This is a genomic window from Devosia salina (genome assembly GCF_019504385.1).
In the GTDB taxonomy this organism is placed as follows: domain Bacteria; phylum Pseudomonadota; class Alphaproteobacteria; order Rhizobiales; family Devosiaceae; genus Devosia; species Devosia salina.
This window is the reverse complement of record NZ_CP080590.1, coordinates 1,976,078-1,991,551: the sequence shown is the minus strand read 5'-3', so window position 1 is coordinate 1,991,551 and position 15,474 is coordinate 1,976,078. Positions and strand designations below refer to the sequence as shown.

The window sequence follows — 15,474 nt, the reverse complement described above, 5'->3', positions numbered from 1 at the left end:
TGTCTGTGAACCGGCTCATCGGGGTTGTGAGGCGGATTCTTGTGGCGTCCATCCAACCCCGCCGAATTTGACTACCAGGCATATATCCCGAGCGCCGACGGCTGATAGTCGGGTCTTTGGATATCTGCCTCCGAGACAAAGCAATAATGGAGCGGCAGGCCCTGGCGGCCATGTCGCTACAACAGAAACAGGAGCTTTCATGGCTACCACGTTCAACGGCCGCCGCAAGGTTCGCAAGTCCTTCGGCTCCATCCGCGAAGTCACGGAGTTGCCCAACCTGATCGAAGTCCAGAAGGCTTCCTATGATCAGTTCCTTCAGGTCGCCGAGCCCAAGGGCGGTCGTCCGGAGGAAGGGCTGCAGTCCGTCTTCAAGTCGGTGTTCCCGATCACCGACTTTTCCAACACCGCTAGCCTCGAATTCGTGCGCTACGAATTCGAGCAGCCCAAATATGACATCGACGAGTGCCGTGCGCGCGACATGACCTTCGCTGCCCCGCTCAAGGTGACGCTGCGGCTGATCGTGTTCGAAGTGGACGAGGAAACCGGCGCCCGCTCGGTCAAGGACATCAAGGAGCAGGACGTCTATATGGGCGATATGCCCTTCATGACGCCCAACGGCACCTTTGTCGTGAATGGTACCGAACGCGTTATCGTCTCGCAGATGCACCGTTCGCCCGGCGTGTTCTTCGATCACGACAAGGGCAAGACCCATTCCTCGGGCAAGCTGCTGTTTGCCGGCCGCATCATTCCCTATCGCGGCTCCTGGCTCGATATCGAGTTCGATGCCAAGGATATCGTCTATGCGCGTATTGACCGTCGTCGCAAGATCCCGGTCACCTCGCTGCTCAAGGCGCTGGGCATGGATGCCGAGGAAATCCTCGACACCTATTACACCAAGCTGCAGTACGAAAAGACCGAGAAGGGCTGGCGCGTTCCCTACGACGCCGAGAAGTGGAAAGGCGCCAAGCCGACCCACGACCTCATCGACGCCAAGACGGGCGACGTCGTCCATGAAGGTGGCAAGAAGCTCTCGGCCCGCCAGGCCAAGAAGCTCGCCGAGAACGGCCTGACGCACCTGCTGGCGGTCGATGAAGACCTCTATGGCATGTATGTTGCCGAAGACCTGGTGAACCTCCAGACCGGCGAGATTTATGCCGAAGCGGGCGACGAGCTCGACGAGAAGCTGCTGACGGGCCTGGTCGAGAAGGGCTTCGACGAGCTGCCGATCCTGGACATCGATCACATTAGCATCGGTGCCTATATCCGCAACACGCTCGCGATCGACAAGAACGAGAGCCGCGAAGACGCGCTGTTCGACATCTATCGCGTCATGCGTCCGGGCGAGCCGCCGACCGTGGAAACGGCCGAAGCCATGTTCCAGTCGCTGTTCTTCGACAGCGAACGCTACGACCTCAGCGCCGTTGGCCGCGTCAAGATGAACATGCGCCTCGAGCTCGATGCGCCCGACACCATGCGTACTCTGCGCAAGGAAGACATCGTGGAAGTCGTCCGCACCCTCGTGGACCTGCGCGATGGCCGTGGCGAGATCGACGACATCGACAACCTTGGCAACCGCCGCGTCCGTTCGGTCGGCGAACTCATGGAAAACTCCTATCGCCTTGGCCTGCTCCGCATGGAGCGCGCCATCAAGGAGCGCATGAGTTCGGTCGAAATCGACACAGTGATGCCGCAGGACCTGATCAACGCCAAGCCGGCCGCTGCCGCTGTGCGTGAATTCTTCGGTTCCTCGCAGCTCAGCCAGTTCATGGACCAGACCAACCCGCTCTCGGAAGTGGCGCACAAGCGTCGTCTCTCCGCGCTCGGGCCGGGCGGTCTCACCCGCGAACGCGCGGGCTTTGAAGTGCGCGACGTGCACCCGACCCATTATGGCCGTATCTGCCCGATCGAGACGCCGGAAGGCCCCAATATCGGTCTGATCAACAACCTGGCCACCTATGCTCGCGTCAACAAGTACGGCTTCATCGAGACCCCGTACCGCAAGATCGTCGATGGCAAGCTGACCGATGAGGTCGTCTACCTCTCGGCCATGGAAGAGGCCAAGCACTACGTCGCCCAGGCGAACGTGCAGTTTGCCCCGACCCTGGAGCTGCAGGATGACCTGGTCGTGGCCCGCCACGCCGGTGACAACGGCCTGACGCCCAAGGAAAACGTCGACCTGATGGACGTTTCCCCCAAGCAGATGGTGTCGGTTGCCGCTTCGCTGATCCCGTTCCTCGAGAACGACGACGCCAACCGCGCCCTGATGGGCTCGAACATGCAGAAGCAGGCCGTGCCGCTGCTGCGTGCCGAGGCGCCCTTCGTCGGCACCGGCATGGAGCCCGTCGTGGCCCGTGACTCTGGGGCGGCCATCGTGGCCAAGCGCACCGGTATCGTGGACCAGGTGGACGCGACCCGTATCGTCATTCGCGCAACGGAAGAAACCGATGCGTCGAAGTCGGGCGTGGACATCTACAACCTGATGAAGTTCCAGCGTTCGAACCAGTCGACCTGTATCAACCAGCGCCCGCTGGTGGTGGTGGGCGACCACATCAATGCCGGCGACATCATCGCCGACGGTCCCTCGACCGAACTGGGCGATCTCGCCCTGGGCCGCAACGTGCTCGTCGCGTTCATGCCCTGGAATGGCTACAACTTCGAAGACTCTATCCTCCTGAGCGAAAAGATCGCCATGCAGGACGTCTTCACCTCGATCCATATCGAGGAATATGAAGTGATGGCCCGCGACACCAAGCTTGGTCCGGAAGAAATCACCCGCGACATTCCGAACGTTTCGGAAGAAGCGCTGAAGAACCTCGACGAAGCCGGTATCGTCCATATCGGTGCGGAAGTGCAGCCGGGCGACATCCTCGTCGGCAAGATCACCCCCAAGGGTGAATCGCCGATGACCCCGGAAGAAAAGCTCCTCCGCGCCATTTTCGGTGAAAAGGCTTCGGACGTCCGTGACACCTCGCTGCGCGTGCCCCCGGGCGACGCCGGTACGGTCGTGGAAGTGCGCGTCTTCAACCGTCATGGCATCGACAAGGACGAGCGCGCCATGGCCATCGAGCGCGAGGAAATCGAGCGCCTGGCCAAGGACCGCGACGACGAGCAGTCGATCCTCGACCGCAACGTCTATGCCCGTCTCAAGGAAATGCTGTTCGGCAAGGCCGCGACCGCAGGTCCGAAGGGCTATGTCGTGGGCACCAAGCTCAATGACTCGATCTTCGAAGGTCAGCCGCGTTCCAAGTGGTGGCAGTTTGCCGTCGAAGACGACAAGGTCATGACCGAGATGGAAGCCCTCCATGCTCAGTACGAGGAGAGCCGCCGTCTGCTCGAGCAGCGCTTCATCGACAAGGTGGACAAGCTGCAGCGCGGTGACGAACTGCCGCCGGGCGTCATGAAGATGGTCAAGGTCTTTATCGCCACCAAGCGCAAGATCCAGCCCGGCGACAAGATGGCCGGCCGCCACGGCAACAAGGGTGTGGTTTCCCGCATCGTTCCGGTGGAAGACATGCCGTATCTCGAAGACGGTACGTCGGTCGACATCGTGCTCAATCCGCTCGGCGTGCCTTCGCGCATGAATGTGGGCCAGATTCTTGAAACCCATCTGGGTTGGGCCTGTGCCGGCATGGGCAAGAAGATCGACGAGATGGTCCGGGCCTACCATGCCAAGGGCGACCTCAAGCCGCTCCGCACGGAAATCCAGACGCTGTTTGCCAATGACAACACCATCTCCGATCTCGATGATGATGGCGTCATCCGCCTGGGCGAGCACCTCTCCAAGGGCGTTCCGATCGCGACCCCGGTGTTCGACGGTGCCAAGGAAGCCGACATCGTCGAGATGCTGGAGCGGGCAGGGCTGAAGTCCTCCGGTCAGTCGACCGTGTTCGACGGCCGTACCGGCGAGCAGTTCGACCGTCAGGTGACCGTGGGCTACATCTACATGCTCAAGCTCGATCACCTGGTGGACAACAAGATCCACGCGCGCTCGATCGGCCCGTACTCGCTCGTTACCCAGCAGCCGCTGGGCGGCAAGGCGCAGTTCGGCGGTCAGCGCTTCGGCGAGATGGAAGTGTGGGCCCTGGAGGCGTATGGCGCTGCCTACACGCTGCAGGAAATGCTCACCATCAAGTCGGACGACGTGGCGGGTCGTACGAAGGTCTACGAGGCCATCGTACGCGGCGACGACACCTTCGAAGCGGGCATCCCGGAAAGCTTCAACGTGCTGGTCAAGGAAATCCGGTCTCTCGGCCTCAATGTCGAACTCGACATGCGCGAGCAGGATGAAGCCGGCCAGGCCGAAGCGGAGCTCGCACCTCCTCAGGAAGCGGCGGAATAATCCGGCACTTCCTACACCCATTCACTTCCTGAGGGAGCGGGCGATGCCCCTCCCGACGGAAAGAGGAGAGAATTGATGAATCATCATTCCCACGTCATGGACCCGTTCAACCCGGCCGTTCCTGTCCAGACTTTCGATCAGATGAAGATCTCGATCGCGAGCCCCGAGAAGATCCTCAGCTGGTCCTATGGCGAGATCAAGAAGCCAGAGACCATCAACTACCGTACGTTCAAGCCTGAGCGTGACGGCCTGTTCTGCGCGCGCATCTTTGGCCCCGTGAAGGACTATGAGTGCCTGTGCGGCAAGTACAAGCGCATGAAGTTCAAGGGCGTCATCTGCGAAAAGTGCGGTGTGGAAGTCACCCTCAGCCGCGTCCGCCGCGAGCGCATGGGCCATATCGAGCTCGCCGCCCCGGTTGCCCATATCTGGTTCCTCAAGTCCCTGCCGAGCCGCATTGCGCTGCTGCTCGACATGACCCTGAAGGATATCGAACGCATTCTCTACTTCGAGAACTATGTCGTTCTCGATCCGGGCCTGACACCGTTCACGCAGAATGAGCTGCTCACCGAAGAGCAGTATCTGGACGCGCAGGACGAATATGGCGCCGACAGCTTCACGGCCAAGATTGGTGCCGAAGCCATTCGCGAAATCCTGCTCTCGCTCGATCTGGAAAAGATCGCGGCGGACCTGCGCGTGGAAATCGCCGAGGCCACCACCGAGCTCAAGCCCAAGAAGCTGGCCAAGCGTCTGAAGATCGTCGAGCAGTTCATCGTTTCGGGCAACAAGCCCGAATGGATGATCATGACCGTTATTCCGGTCATCCCGCCCGAGCTGCGCCCGCTGGTGCCGCTGGATGGTGGCCGCTTTGCGACCTCGGACCTGAACGATCTCTATCGTCGCGTCATCAACCGCAACAACCGCCTGAAGCGCCTGATCGAGCTGCGTGCGCCGGATATCATCATCCGCAACGAAAAGCGCATGCTGCAGGAAGCCGTGGACGCGCTGTTCGACAACGGTCGTCGCGGCCGCACCATCACCGGTGCCAACAAGCGTCCGCTGAAGTCGCTCTCCGACATGCTCAAGGGCAAGCAGGGTCGCTTCCGTCAGAACCTGCTCGGCAAGCGCGTCGACTATTCCGGCCGCTCGGTGATCACCGTGGGTCCGAACCTCAAGCTGCATCAGTGCGGCCTGCCCAAGAAGATGGCGCTCGAGCTGTTCAAGCCCTTCATCTATTCGCGCCTCGAAGCCAAGGGCTTCAGCTCGACGGTGAAGCAGGCCAAGAAGCTGGTTGAGAAGGAAAAGCCGGAAGTCTGGGATATCTTGGACGAGGTTATCCGCGAGCACCCTGTGCTGCTCAACCGCGCGCCGACGCTGCACCGCCTCGGCATCCAGGCTTTCGAGCCCATGCTGATCGAAGGCAAGGCCATCCGCCTGCATCCGCTCGTCTGCTCGGCCTTCAATGCCGACTTCGACGGCGACCAGATGGCTGTTCACGTGCCCCTGTCGCTCGAAGCTCAGCTTGAAGCGCGCGTGCTGATGATGTCCACCAACAACATCCTGCACCCGGCCAATGGTCAGCCGATCATCGTGCCGTCGCAGGACATTGTTCTGGGTCTCTATTACCTGTCGCTGATGAACGACAACGAGCCGGGTGAAGGCATGGCGTTCGCGTCCTATGCCGAGCTCGAACATGCGCTCGACAACAAGGTCGTGACCTTGCACACCAAGATTAAGGCCCGCGTGCCGGCTTGGGATGCGGACGGCAAGCAGACCACCGAGATCGTGGAAACGACCCCGGGTCGCATGCTGATCGGCCAGATCCTGCCGCTGAGCCCGGCTGTTCCGTTCGCGACGGCCAACCAGCTCATGACCAAGAAGATGATCTCCAAGATGATCGACACCGTCTATCGCGGTTGCGGTCAGAAGGAGACGGTCATCTTCTGTGACCGCGTCATGCAGCTCGGCTTCAAGAACGCCTGCGATGCCGGCATTTCGTTCGGCAAGGACGACATGGTTATCCCTGCGTCCAAGTACACCATCGTGGACGAGACCCGGAAGCTGGTCGAGGAATTCGAGCAGCAGTACAATGACGGCCTGATCACCCAGGGCGAAAAGTACAATAAGGTCGTGGACGCCTGGGCCAAGTGCGGCGACAAGGTCGCCGAAGAGATGATGGACGCGATCCGTACCGTCCAGATCGACGCGGAAACCAAGCGCCAGAAGCCGATCAATTCGGTCTACATGATGTCGCACTCCGGTGCCCGCGGTTCGCCGGCCCAGATGAAGCAGCTTGCCGGCATGCGCGGCCTGATGGCCAAGCCGGACGGCTCGATCATCGAGACGCCGATCACCGCGAACTTCAAGGAAGGCCTCAACGTGCTGGAGTACTTCAACTCCACTCACGGTGCCCGTAAGGGTCTGGCCGATACCGCGCTCAAGACCGCAAACTCGGGTTACCTGACCCGCCGCCTCGTGGACGTGGCGCAGGACGCCATCATCGTTGCCGAGGATTGCGGCACCGAACGCGGCCTGACCATGGAATCGATCGTCGATGCCGGCCAGGTCGTGGCTTCGCTGGGCCAGCGTATCCTGGGCCGTACCACTGCGGACGATGTGTTCCACCCGATTTCGGGCGATCTCATCGCTCCCAAGGGCACGCTGCTCGAGGAAAAGCATGTCGACGTGATCGAAGAGGCCCGCATCCAGTCGGTCCGCATTCGTTCGCCGCTGACCTGCGACATGCGCCAGGGTTGCTGCGCAGCGTGTTACGGCCGTGACCTGGCTCGCGGTACCCCGGTCAATATCGGTGAAGCTGTCGGCGTTATCGCCGCCCAGTCCATCGGTGAACCGGGTACCCAGCTTACCATGCGCACGTTCCACATCGGTGGTACCGCCCAGGTGGTCGACTCCTCGTTCCTCGAGGCCGGTGCCGAAGGCAAGATCGAGGTCCGCAATGCGAACCTCGCCACAGTCGAAGGCGGCAAGCAGGTCGTCATGGCCCGTAATGTGGCCCTCGCGATCGTCGATGCCGATGGCAAGGAACGTGCGACCCACAAGGTGACCTACGGCTCCAAGCTCCTGGTCAAGGAAGGCGACAGTGTGCGCCGTGGCCAGCGCCTGGCCGAATGGGATCCGTACACCCGCCCGATTCTCGCCGAAGTCGAGGGTGAGGTGGTGTTCGAGGACCTGGTGGATGGTGCTTCGGTTGCGGAAAACACCGACGAGGCCACTGGCTTCACCAAACGCGTGGTCATCGACTGGCGCGGCAACCAGCGTGGTGAGGGGCTCAAGCCCGCGCTCGCCATTGCCCGCGGTGGTTCGATCGCCAAGGTGGAACGGGGCGGCGATGCCCGCTACCTGCTCTCGGTCGACGCGGTCATCGCGGTCGAGCCGGGCGAGAAGGTGGCCCCGGGCGACGTGCTCGCGCGTATTCCGCTCGAAAGCGCCAAGACCAAGGACATCACCGGCGGTCTGCCGCGTGTGGCCGAGCTGTTCGAAGCCCGTCGTCCGAAGGATCACGCCATCATCGCCGAGATCGATGGCACCATCCGCTTCGGCCGCGACTACAAGAACAAGCGTCGCGTCATCATCGAGCCGACCGAAGAGGGTGCCGATCCGGTCGAATACCTGATCCCGAAGGGCAAGCCGTTCCATCTCCAGGAAGGCGATACCATCGAGAAGGGCGAATACATCCTGGACGGCAATCCCGCTCCGCACGACATCCTTGCCATCAAGGGCGTCGAGGAACTGGCGCGCTATCTCGTCAACGAGATCCAGGAAGTGTACCGCCTGCAGGGCGTGCTGATTAACGACAAGCACATCGAGGTGATCGTTCGCCAGATGCTGCAGAAGGTCGAGATCGTTGAACCCGGTGACTCGGGCCTGCTCAAGGACGAGCAGCTCGACAAGCTGGACTTCGACGAACTCAATGATCAGCTGGTGGCCGAGGGCAAGAAGCCGGCGACCGCCAACCCGGTTCTGCTCGGTATTACAAAGGCTTCGCTGCAGACCCGTTCCTTCGTGTCGGCTGCTTCGTTCCAGGAAACTACCCGCGTGCTCACCGAGGCTGCGGTCTCGGGCAAGGCCGACCTGCTCGAAGGTCTCAAGGAGAACGTGATCGTGGGTCGCCTCATTCCGGCGGGTACCGGTGCGGGCATCTCGCAGGCCAAGCAGATCGCTGCCAAGCGCGACGACCTGATCTTGGAAGAACGCCGCCGCCAGGCCGAAACCGTGCAGATCGCGGCGCCGGCTGCCGAATAAGGCGGGTCGGATCGACGAATTGGGGAAGGGGCCTTCGGGCCCCTTTTCTGTTCCGGAGGGGGTCCTGGACCCCGTTGATGAACGAATTGTCGACGCTCAATGCAGCGCCCGGCTCGGCGTGACGCGCCAGACAAAAACCTCTCCGAACGGTTTCGGCCTGATCCGTCCAGTCATGCCGGAGGGGGTAGGGCGGGGCCACTTGCCGGAAACGCAAGGCTCTCCCTCGGATTTTTCACGAAAGAATCCTTGACGGGGCGAGTCATCGGCTCTAAACAGCGCCTACCTTAGCGGTCGGTCGTGATTGTCACACCGGGTCCCTGCCACCTAGAGCGGGAATCCAGGGCAATCAAACACACTGTCGGGTAGCTAGACGAAGCAAATCCTTGTGCGCATGACTGCTGCCGAAAGGCGGGTGGTCCGCTGCAACTGAGGCGCTGCCGAATCCTTGCATGGGATCGGGCAAGCGCCGCTTTGGTTTGCTTGTGTAGACCGAACTGTGGCGATCCCGACGTGGAACGCGACAAACGAGTACGAGGGGTCGTTCGCAAGTGAGCGGCACCAAATTTTGGACGATGGAAAGAGCGCAATGCCCACCATTAATCAGCTGATCCGCAAGCCACGCGCCAGCAAGCCAAAGCGGAACAAAGTTCCGGCCATGGAAGCCAATCCGCAGAAGCGCGGCGTTTGCTCCCGTGTGTACACCACGACCCCGAAGAAGCCGAACTCGGCTCTGCGTAAGGTTGCCAAGGTTCGCCTGACCAATCAGCGCGAAGTGATCTCGTACATCCCGGGCGAGGGTCACAATCTGCAGGAGCACTCTGTTGTGCTCATCCGCGGCGGTCGCGTGCGCGATCTGCCGGGCGTTCGCTACCACGTGCTCCGCGGTGTCCTGGACACGCAGAGCGTGAAGGACCGCAAGCAGCGCCGGTCCAAGTATGGCGCGAAGCGTCCGAAGTAAGGAGATATTGAGCGATGTCCCGTCGTCACCGCGCCGAAAAGCGTGAAGTCATCCCTGATCCCAAGTTCGGCGATCTGGTCGTCACCAAGTTCATGAATTCGCTCATGAAGGACGGCAAGAAGTCGGCTGCCGAGTCCATCGTCTATGGCGCTTTCGACATTGTCGAAGCCAAGACCAAGCAGGACCCGATCACCGTTTTCCACGGCGCCCTGGACAATATCCGTCCGGCCGTTGAAGTCCGTTCGCGCCGCGTCGGTGGTGCAACCTACCAGGTTCCGGTCGAGGTCCGTGCGGACCGTCAGCAGGCCCTGGCCATCCGTTGGCTCATCGACAGCGCCCGCAAGCGCGGCGAGAACACCATGCGCGAGCGCCTTTCGGGCGAGCTCATGGATGCCATGAATGGTCGCGGCCAGGCCGTCAAGAAACGCGAAGACACGCACCGTATGGCTGATGCCAACCGTGCCTTCTCGCACTACCGCTGGTAGTAGGAGCGCCCAATGGCACGCGAATACCCGATTAATCTCTATCGTAACTTCGGCATCATGGCGCACATCGATGCTGGCAAGACGACCACGACCGAACGCATCCTCTACTACACCGGCAAGTCCCACAAGATCGGCGAAGTCCATGACGGCGCCGCGACCATGGACTGGATGGAGCAGGAGCAGGAACGCGGCATCACCATCACTTCGGCTGCGACCACCACGTTCTGGAAGTCGCGCGAAGGCGTGATGCACCGCTTCAACATCATCGACACCCCCGGCCACGTGGACTTCACCATCGAAGTCGAACGTTCGCTGCGCGTACTCGACGGCGCGGTTGCCCTGCTGGACGCCAATGCCGGCGTCGAGCCCCAGACCGAAACCGTCTGGCGCCAGGCTGACAAGTACCACGTGCCGCGCCTGATCTTCGTCAACAAGATGGACAAGATCGGTGCCGACTTCTACCGCTGCGTGGAAATGATCGGGACCCGCCTGGGCGCCAAGGGCGTTCCGGTGCAGCTGCCGATCGGTGCCGAGAACGAGTTCAAGGGCGTCGTCGATCTGATCGAGATGAACGCCCTGGTGTGGCGCAACGAAGAACTCGGCGCCCAGTGGGACGTCGTGGAAATCCCGGCCGACCTCAAGGACAAGGCCGAGAAGTACCGTGAAGCCATGATCGAGGCTGCCGTCGAGATGGACGACGCCGCGATGGAAGCCTATCTCGAAGGCGAGATGCCGAACAACGACACCATCCGTCGTCTGCTTCGCAAGGGCGTCTGCGACACCAAGTTCTTCCTGATCTTTGCCGGCTCGGCGTTCAAGAACAAGGGCGTGCAGCCCCTGCTGGACGGCGTGATCGACTTCCTGCCGTCGCCGATCGACGTGCCCGCCATCCAGGGCATCGACGCCCGGACCGAAGAGCATATCGAGCGTCATGCCGACGACAACGAGCCGCTTTCGATGCTGGCCTTCAAGATCGCCAACGACCCGCATATGGGTTCGCTGACCTTCTGCCGCATCTATTCGGGTCACCTCGAAGCCGGTGCGCAGCTGGAAAACACCGTGAAGGGCAAGCGCGAACGCGTTGGCCGCATGTTCCAGATGCACGCAAACAGCCGCGAGCAGATCACGGAAGCCTTTGCCGGCGACATCGTGGCCATCGTGGGCCTGAAGGACACCACCACCGGTGACACCCTCTGCCCGTCGAACTCGCAGGTCATTCTCGAACGCATGATCTTCCCGGATCCGGTTATCGACATCTCGGTCGAGCCGAAGTCCAAGGCCGACCAGGAAAAGATGGGCCTCGCGCTCAACCGCCTGGCTGCCGAAGATCCGTCCTTCCGCGTCAAGACCGACGAGGAATCGGGCCAGACCATCATCTCGGGCATGGGCGAACTGCACCTCGACATCATCGTTGACCGCATGCGCCGGGAGTTCAAGGTGGAGGCCAATATCGGTCAGCCGCAGGTGGCTTACCGTGAGACCATCACCAAGAAGACCGACAAGGACTACACCCACAAGAAGCAGTCCGGCGGTTCGGGCCAGTTCGCCCGCATCAAGTTCACCGTCGAACCGGGCGAAGTGGGCAAGGGTCTCGAGTTCGTCAACGCGATCGTTGGCGGTGCGGTGCCGAAGGAATACATCCCCGGCGTCCAGAAGGGTCTGGAATCGGTCATGGGCGCAGGCCCGCTGATCGGGTTCCCCGTGGTCGACGTGAAGGTCACCCTTACCGACGGCGCCTACCACGACGTGGACTCTTCGGTGCTGGCGTTCGAAATCGCAGCGCGTGCGGGTTTCCGCGAAGCCCTGCGTGAAGCCGGTCCGAAAATTCTCGAACCGATCATGAAGGTTGAAGTTACGACGCCAGATGAGTACATGGGCGACGTCATCGGTGATTTGAATTCCCGTCGTGGGCAGATCCAGGGCACTGAAAGCCGTGGTGTGGTCCAGGTCGTGAATGCATTTGTGCCGCTTGCCAACATGTTCGGCTATGTGAACTCGCTCCGGTCGATGAGCCAGGGTCGGGCCCAATACTCGATGGTGTTCGATCACTACGAGCAGGTCCCGCAGGCAGTCGCCGACGAAGTCCAGGCCAAATACGCCTAAAACAGCGCAAGCTACTAAAAACTCAACTGAATGTCGGCGATTGCGCTGACGAATTTGGAGAAAAGCGATGGCGAAGGAAAAGTTTTCCCGCACCAAGCCGCACTGCAACATCGGCACCATCGGTCACGTTGACCATGGCAAGACCTCGCTGACCGCAGCGATCACCAAGGTTCTGGCCGAGACCGGCGGCGCCACCTTCAAGGCGTATGACCAGATCGACGCCGCTCCGGAAGAGAAGGCCCGCGGTATCACCATCAACACCGCTCACGTCGAGTACGAGACCCAGAACCGTCACTACGCTCACGTCGACTGCCCCGGCCACGCCGACTATGTGAAGAACATGATCACCGGTGCTGCCCAGATGGACGGCGCGATCCTGGTCGTGTCGGCTGCCGACGGCCCGATGCCCCAGACCCGTGAGCACATCCTGCTCGCCCGTCAGGTTGGCGTGCCGGCCCTGGTCGTGTTCCTGAACAAGTGCGACATGGTCGACGATCCGGAACTGCTCGAACTCGTCGAACTCGAAGTTCGCGAACTGCTGAGCTCGTACGAATTCCCCGGCGACGATATCCCGATCATCAAGGGCTCGGCCCTGGTTGCTCTGGAAAACGGCGACCCGAAGCTCGGCCACGACGCCGTCCTCGAGCTGATGCAGGCTGTCGACTCGTACATCCCGCAGCCGGAACGTCCGGTTGACCAGCCCTTCCTGATGCCGATCGAAGACGTGTTCTCGATCTCGGGTCGTGGTACCGTGGTGACCGGTCGCGTCGAACGCGGCATCATCAAGGTCGGTGAAGAAGTCGAAATCGTCGGCATCAAGGCGACCCAGAAGACCACCGTTACCGGTGTTGAAATGTTCCGCAAGCTGCTCGACTCGGGTGAAGCTGGCGACAACATCGGCGCCCTGATCCGTGGTATCGACCGAACCCAGGTGGAACGCGGCCAGGTGCTCTGCAAGCCCGGTTCCGTGACCCCGCACACCGACTTCGTTGCTGAGGCCTATATCCTCACCAAGGAAGAAGGCGGCCGTCACACTCCGTTCTTCGGCAACTACCGTCCGCAGTTCTACTTCCGCACCACCGACGTGACCGGCATCGTGACCCTGCCGGAAGGCACCGAGATGGTTATGCCGGGCGACAACATCAACATGAACGTTCAGCTCATCGTTCCGATCGCCATGGAAGAGAAGCTCCGCTTCGCTATCCGTGAAGGTGGCCGCACTGTCGGCGCCGGCGTCGTCGCGAAGATCCTGAAGTAATTCGTCCTTGAGACTTTCGCGGCGCGCGAGACTGCGCGCCGCGATCCATTTTGTCAGGATTTGAGAAGATGAACGGTCAGAATATTCGCATCCGCCTCAAGGCGTTTGACCACCGCGTGCTCGACACCTCGACCCGCGAGATCGTCAATACCGCCAAGCGTACGGGTGCACAGGTTCGCGGGCCGATCCCGCTGCCGACCCGCATCGACAAGTTCACCGTCAACCGCTCGCCCCATATCGACAAGAAGGCACGCGAGCAGTTCGAGATCCGGACCCACAAGCGCCTGCTGGACATTGTGGACCCGACTCCCCAGACGGTCGATGCACTGATGAAGCTCGATCTCGCCGCCGGCGTCGACGTCGAAATCAAGCTCTAAAGACAAGAGTTTCCGCGCCTGCCGCCAAAAGGGTCCTCTGAAGACATGACCCGGCAGAGCGCCAATAGAGAAGGTAAAAACCGATGCGTTCTGGATTGATCGCACAGAAGCTGGGGATGACCCGCATCTTCACCGAGGACGGCAACCACGTCCCCGTGACGGTGCTGGGTCTGCAGAACTGCCAGGTGGTGGGCCAGCGGACCGTCGAAAAGGACGGCTATGTCGCCCTGCAGCTGGGTGCCGGCCAGGCCAAGCCCAAGAATGTCTCCAAGGCTGAGCGCGGCCAGTATGCCGTTGCCAAGGTCGAGCCGAAGCGCCACGTGGCCGAGTTCCGCGTGGATGCCGACAACCTCATCGAGGTTGGCGCTACGCTCAAGGCCGACCATTTCGCCGAGGGTCAGCTGGTCGACGTGACCGGAACCTCCATCGGTAAGGGTTTTGCCGGCGGCATGAAGCGCTGGAACTTCGGTGGCCTGCGTGCCTCGCACGGTGTGTCCGTGTCGCACCGCTCGATCGGTTCGACCGGTGGCCGTCAGGACCCGGGCAAGACCTTCAAGAACAAGAAGATGCCGGGCCACATGGGCGATCGTCGCATCACCACGCAGAACGTCAAGGTCGTCAAGACCGACGTGGAGCGTGGCCTGATCATGATCCAGGGTTCGGTTCCGGGCTCCAAGGGTGCCTGGATCATGATCAAGGACGCCGTCAAGAAGCCGGCTCCCGCGAACGCAGCCTTCCCGGGCTCGTTCGAGGCCGCAGCTGCGGGAGAAGCGAAGTAAATGGAACTCAAGGTAACCACACTCGACGGCAAGGCCGCCGGTTCGGTCGATCTCAAGGACGACGTGTTCGGTCTCGAGGTTCGCCCCGACATCCTGCACCGCATGGTTCGCTACCAGCAGCTCAAGGCCATGGCCGGCACGCATGACGTGAAGAACCGGTCGGAAGGCGCGCGCACGGGCAAGAAGTTCGTGAAGCAGAAGGGCTCGGGCGGCGCTCGCCATGGCGATCGCAAGGCTCCGCAGTTCCGTGGCGGTGGCCGTGCATTCGGTCCGACCCCGCGCAGCCACGCGATCGATCTTCCCAAGAAGGTCCGTGCCCTGGCGCTCAAGCATGCCCTCTCGTCCAAGGCAAAGGCCGGTTCGCTGGTCGTCGTGGACAGCGTGGCGCAGAAGGAAGCCAAGACGGCCGCCCTGCGCACCACGTTCGGCAAGCTGGAATGGGCCAACGCCCTGATCATCGATGGTGCGAACATCGACCAGAACTTCGCTCTGGCCGCCCGCAACATCCCGAATATCGACGTGCTGCCGATCCAGGGGATCAACGTTGTTTCGATCCTGAAGCGCGACAAGCTCGTCCTGACCAAGGCAGCGCTGGAAGCGCTCGAAGCGAGGTTCGCATGAACAAGCTTGCCGCTTACGACATCGTCCGTAACCCCGTCGTGACTGAAAAGTCGACGATGGCTTCGGAAGCAAACAAGGTCGTTTTCGACGTGGCGATCGATGCCAACAAGACCGAGATCAAGGCCGCCGTCGAGCAGCTGTTCTCGGTCAAGGTCAAGGCAGTGAACACCCTGGTCCGCAAGGGCAAGGTGAAGCGCTTCCGTGGCAAGGTTGGTGTCCGCAATGACGTCAAGAAGGCCATCGTGACCCTGGTCGACGGCCAGTCGATCGATATTTCGACCGGCCTCTAAGGGA

10 protein-coding genes are annotated in these 15,474 nt (G+C 61.4%); all 10 read left to right on the top strand.

Going from position 1 to position 15,474, the window contains the following annotated elements:
- Window positions 1–199: 199 nt before the first annotated feature.
- The gene (gene rpoB, locus K1X15_RS09605) at window positions 200–4,339 is read left to right on the top strand and encodes a DNA-directed RNA polymerase subunit beta (RefSeq protein WP_220307221.1); all 4,140 of its coding nucleotides are present in this window, start codon (window positions 200–202) and stop codon (window positions 4,337–4,339) included.
- A 75-nt stretch (window positions 4,340–4,414) separates the two neighbouring features.
- Window positions 4,415–8,599, top strand: a complete 4,185-nt coding sequence (gene rpoC / locus K1X15_RS09600; protein ID WP_220307220.1) for a DNA-directed RNA polymerase subunit beta' — start codon at window positions 4,415–4,417, stop codon at window positions 8,597–8,599.
- 586 nt (window positions 8,600–9,185) lie between these two features.
- A complete protein-coding gene (rpsL, locus tag K1X15_RS09595; protein WP_035080811.1) occupies window positions 9,186–9,557 on the top strand; it encodes a 30S ribosomal protein S12 in 372 nt (123 codons plus the stop codon).
- A 14-nt stretch (window positions 9,558–9,571) separates the two neighbouring features.
- On the top strand, window positions 9,572–10,042 hold the full coding sequence (rpsG, locus tag K1X15_RS09590; protein ID WP_220307219.1) for a 30S ribosomal protein S7: 471 nt from the start codon (window positions 9,572–9,574) through the stop codon (window positions 10,040–10,042).
- A gap of 12 nt (window positions 10,043–10,054) precedes the next feature.
- Window positions 10,055–12,145 (top strand): elongation factor G, encoded by a 2,091-nt coding sequence (gene fusA, locus K1X15_RS09585; protein ID WP_220307218.1) that lies wholly within the window; start codon window positions 10,055–10,057, stop codon window positions 12,143–12,145.
- A 67-nt stretch (window positions 12,146–12,212) separates the two neighbouring features.
- Window positions 12,213–13,403, top strand: a complete 1,191-nt coding sequence (tuf, locus tag K1X15_RS09580; RefSeq protein ID WP_220307217.1) for an elongation factor Tu — start codon at window positions 12,213–12,215, stop codon at window positions 13,401–13,403.
- A gap of 68 nt (window positions 13,404–13,471) precedes the next feature.
- Complete coding sequence (gene rpsJ, locus K1X15_RS09575; RefSeq protein ID WP_035080820.1) at window positions 13,472–13,780, top strand: 30S ribosomal protein S10; 309 nt, start codon at window positions 13,472–13,474, stop codon at window positions 13,778–13,780.
- Between the two features lie 83 nt (window positions 13,781–13,863).
- Entirely contained in the window at window positions 13,864–14,559 is a 696-nt protein-coding gene (rplC, locus tag K1X15_RS09570; protein ID WP_220307216.1) for a 50S ribosomal protein L3, read from the top strand.
- A complete protein-coding gene (gene rplD / locus K1X15_RS09565; RefSeq protein ID WP_220307215.1) occupies window positions 14,560–15,180 on the top strand; it encodes a 50S ribosomal protein L4 in 621 nt (206 codons plus the stop codon).
- Entirely contained in the window at window positions 15,177–15,470 is a 294-nt protein-coding gene (locus tag K1X15_RS09560; RefSeq protein ID WP_220307214.1) for a 50S ribosomal protein L23, read from the top strand. The genes rplD and K1X15_RS09560 overlap by 4 nt, the downstream gene beginning before the upstream one ends.
- Window positions 15,471–15,474 lie beyond the last annotated feature (4 nt).

Bases quoted from the DNA above. Each gene is read 5' to 3' on its own strand.
- rpoB (WP_220307221.1), top strand. From the start codon at position 200: ATGGCTACCACGTTCAACGGCCGCCGCAAGGTTCGCAAGTCCTTCGGC.
- rpoC (WP_220307220.1), top strand. From the start codon at position 4,415: ATGAATCATCATTCCCACGTCATGGACCCGTTCAACCCGGCCGTTCCT.
- rpsL (WP_035080811.1), top strand. From the start codon at position 9,186: ATGCCCACCATTAATCAGCTGATCCGCAAGCCACGCGCCAGCAAGCCA.
- rpsG (WP_220307219.1), top strand. From the start codon at position 9,572: ATGTCCCGTCGTCACCGCGCCGAAAAGCGTGAAGTCATCCCTGATCCC.
- fusA (WP_220307218.1), top strand. From the start codon at position 10,055: ATGGCACGCGAATACCCGATTAATCTCTATCGTAACTTCGGCATCATG.
- tuf (WP_220307217.1), top strand. From the start codon at position 12,213: ATGGCGAAGGAAAAGTTTTCCCGCACCAAGCCGCACTGCAACATCGGC.
- rpsJ (WP_035080820.1), top strand. From the start codon at position 13,472: ATGAACGGTCAGAATATTCGCATCCGCCTCAAGGCGTTTGACCACCGC.
- rplC (WP_220307216.1), top strand. From the start codon at position 13,864: ATGCGTTCTGGATTGATCGCACAGAAGCTGGGGATGACCCGCATCTTC.
- rplD (WP_220307215.1), top strand. From the start codon at position 14,560: ATGGAACTCAAGGTAACCACACTCGACGGCAAGGCCGCCGGTTCGGTC.
- K1X15_RS09560 (WP_220307214.1), top strand. From the start codon at position 15,177: ATGAACAAGCTTGCCGCTTACGACATCGTCCGTAACCCCGTCGTGACT.